Genomic DNA, 3,213 nt, shown 5'->3' with positions numbered 1-3,213 from the left:
CCCCGGGCAGGAGGGCGGCGCGGCGAACAACGGTTCCCCGCCCGGGCCGGACGACCCCGCGGCACGTCGCCCGTGATCTGACGATCACACAGGGTTACCGTAGTCGGATCGGGTGCGGACTCCCCCGGTCCACCGGCCCGCCGCTCCCCCTCCGCGCACGAAGGCACCCTCCCGGGAGGACGAGGCATGGCCCTGCAAGAGGACGAACTACGAGGCGTGGACGCCTACTGGCGGGCCGCGAACTACCTGTCGGTCGGGCAGATCTACCTGCTGGACAACCCGTTGCTGCGTGAGGAACTGCGGCCCGAGCACATCAAGCCGCGCCTGCTGGGGCACTGGGGCACCACCCCGGGGCTGAACTTCTGCTACGCGCACCTGAACCGGGCGATCCGTGATCGGGACCTGGAGATGATGTACGTGATGGGGCCGGGGCACGGCGGTCCGGCCGCGGTGGCCAACGCCTGGCTGGAGGGCACCTACAGCGAGGTGTACCGGCACGTGAGCCAGGACGTGGAGGGGATGCGGCGGCTGTTCCGGCAGTTCTCCTTCCCCGGCGGGGTGCCCAGCCACGTGGCGCCCGAGACGCCGGGGTCGATCCACGAGGGCGGGGAGCTGGGGTACTCGCTGGCGCACGCCCAGGGCGCGGCCTTCGACAACCCCGACCTGGTGGTGGCGTGCGTGGTGGGCGACGGGGAGGCCGAGACGGGCCCCCTGGCGGGCAGTTGGCGCGGCAACGCGTTCCTGGACCCGGTGCACGACGGCGCGGTGCTGCCGATCCTGCACCTGAACGGGTACAAGATCGCCAATCCCACGGTGCTGGCGCGGATCCCCGAGCGGGAACTGCTGTCCTACTTCGAGGGGCTGGGGTACCGGCCGCTGCTGGTCAGCGGTGAGGATCCGGAGTACATGCACAGGCGGATGGCCGAGGCGGTGGACGAGGCTCTGGAGGAGATCGCGCGGATCCAGCACCGGGCGCGGGTGTCGGGTGTGCGCGGGCGCGCGGTGTGGCCGGTGGTGATCCTGCGTTCGCCCAAGGGGTGGACGGGGCCGGCGGAGGTGGACGGTGTGCCGGTGGAGGGGACGTGGCGTTCCCACCAGGTGCCGTTGGGCCAGGTGCGTTCGGACGAGGGGCACCTGAGGCAGTTGGAGGAGTGGATGCGCTCCTACCGGCCCGAGGAGTTGTTCGAGGAGTCGGGTGCCCCGGTGGCCGAGGTGCGCGCGCAGGCCCCGGAGGGCGAACGGCGGATGAGTGCGAGTCCGCACGCCAACGGCGGGGTGCTGCGTCGGGAGCTGGTGCTGCCGGACTTTCGCGGGTACGCGGTGGACGTGGGCCGGAACGGGACGCAGACCGGTGAGGCGACTCGGGTGCTGGGCCGTTTCCTGCGGGACGTGATCCGGTCCAATCCGCGCACGTTCCGGTTGATGGGGCCTGACGAGACGGCCTCCAACCGGTTGGACGCGGTGTTCGAGGCCTCGGACAAGGAGTGGCAGGCCGAGCGGCTGGCGACCGATGAGCACCTGGGGCCCGGCGGCCGGGTGATGGAGGTGCTCAGCGAGCACCTGTGCCAGGGGTGGTTGGAAGGGTACCTGTTGACCGGGCGGCACGGGCTGTTCGGCTGTTACGAGGCGTTCGTGCACATCGTGGACTCGATGTTCAACCAGCACGCGAAGTGGTTGAAGGTGTCCCGGGATCTGCCGTGGCGGCGGCCGATCTCGTCGTTGAACTACCTGTTGACCTCGCACGTGTGGCGTCAGGACCACAACGGGTTCACCCACCAGGATCCGGGGTTCCTGGACGTGGTGCTCAACAAGCCCGCGGAGGTGGTGCGCGTGTACCTGCCGCCGGACGCCAACACGCTGTTGTCGGTGGCCGACCACTGCCTGCGCTCCAGCGACTACGTGAACGTGGTGGTGGCGGGCAAGCAGCCGGGGCTGGGGTACCTGTCGATGGAGGAGGCGGTGGCGCACTGCGCGCGCGGGATCGGGATCTGGGAGTGGGCCAGTACCGACGGTGGGGCGGATCCGGACGTGGTTCTGGCCTGTGCGGGTGACGTGCCCACGTTGGAGGTCTTGGCGGCCGCGGACCTGGTGCGCCGCTGGTTGCCGGGGGTGCGGGTACGGGTGGTCAACGTGGTGGACCTGATGCGGTTGCTGCCCGACAGCGATCACCCGCACGGGTTGCCCGACGCCGAGTACGACGCCCTGTTCACCACGGACAAGCCGGTGGTTTTCGCCTTCCACGGGTATCCGTGGCTGGTGCACCGGTTGACCTACCGCAGGGCGGGCCACGCGAACCTGCACGTGCGCGGATACCGGGAGCGGGGCACGACGACCACACCGTTCGACATGGTGATGCTCAACGACCTGGACCGGTTCCATCTGGTCATGGACGTGATCGACCGGGTTCCGGGACTGGGCCAGCGGTCGGCCCAGGTGCGTCAGCGGATGGTGGACGAGCGGTTGCGGCACCGCGCCCACACCCGGGAGTTCGGTGAGGATCCGGCGGAGATCCGTGAGTGGGTGTGGCGGTACTGATGCGTGTTCTGGTGGTCAACGCGGGGTCCTCCAGCCTGAAGCTGGGGGTGGTGGACGGTGACGGCGCGGTGCTGGCCTCGGAGTCGCTCGCGGCGCGTGGGGGGCACTGGGACCCGCGGGAACTGAGCCGGGCGCTGGAGGGTGTGCCCGAGGTGGACGCGGTGGGTCACCGTGTGGTGCACGGGGGCGGTGAGTTCGTCGATCCGGTGCGGTTGGACGCCTCGGTGGTGGAGCGGTTGCGGGCGTGGGGTTCGTTGGCGCCGCTGCACCAGCCCAAGGCGTTGGAGGCGATCGAGGCGGTGGGGCGGGTGTTGCCGGGGTGTGCGGCGGTGGCGTGTTTCGACACCGCCTTCCACTCCGGTCTGCCGGAGGTGGCGTCGACGTACGCGGTGCCCGAGCGGTGGCGACGGGAGTGGGGGGTGCGCCGGTACGGGTTCCACGGGCTCTCGCACGCCTATGTGTCGCGGCGGGCGGCGGAGTTGACCGGTGGTGAGCGTGTGGTGAGCGCGCATCTGGGGTCGGGTGCGTCGTTGGCGGCGGTGGCGGGCGGCCGGTGTGTGGACACCACGATGGGGTTCACCCCGTTGGAGGGGGTGGTGATGGCCACGCGTTCGGGGAGTGTGGATCCGGGGTTGGTGGTGTGGTTGGTGCGCCATGGCGGGTTGTCGGTGGAGGAGG

Annotated in this window: 1 protein-coding gene and 1 pseudogene; both read left to right on the top strand. The window is 70.5% G+C overall.

Annotated elements, in window-relative coordinates; all coding sequences use genetic code 11:
* Positions 1–186 precede the first annotated feature (186 nt).
* A complete protein-coding gene (locus DQW06_RS11150; RefSeq protein WP_071622133.1) occupies positions 187–2,535 on the top strand; it encodes a phosphoketolase in 2,349 nt (782 codons plus the stop codon).
* Positions 2,535–3,213, top strand: a pseudogene (locus DQW06_RS11145) (acetate/propionate family kinase); the annotation flags it as partial. The gene DQW06_RS11150 and the pseudogene DQW06_RS11145, both read left to right, overlap by 1 nt.

It is taken from the genome of Nocardiopsis sp. TNDT3 (assembly GCF_003427465.1).
GTDB lineage: Bacteria > Actinomycetota > Actinomycetes > Streptosporangiales > Streptosporangiaceae > Nocardiopsis > Nocardiopsis dassonvillei.
This window is presented reverse-complemented; position numbering and strand designations above follow the sequence as displayed.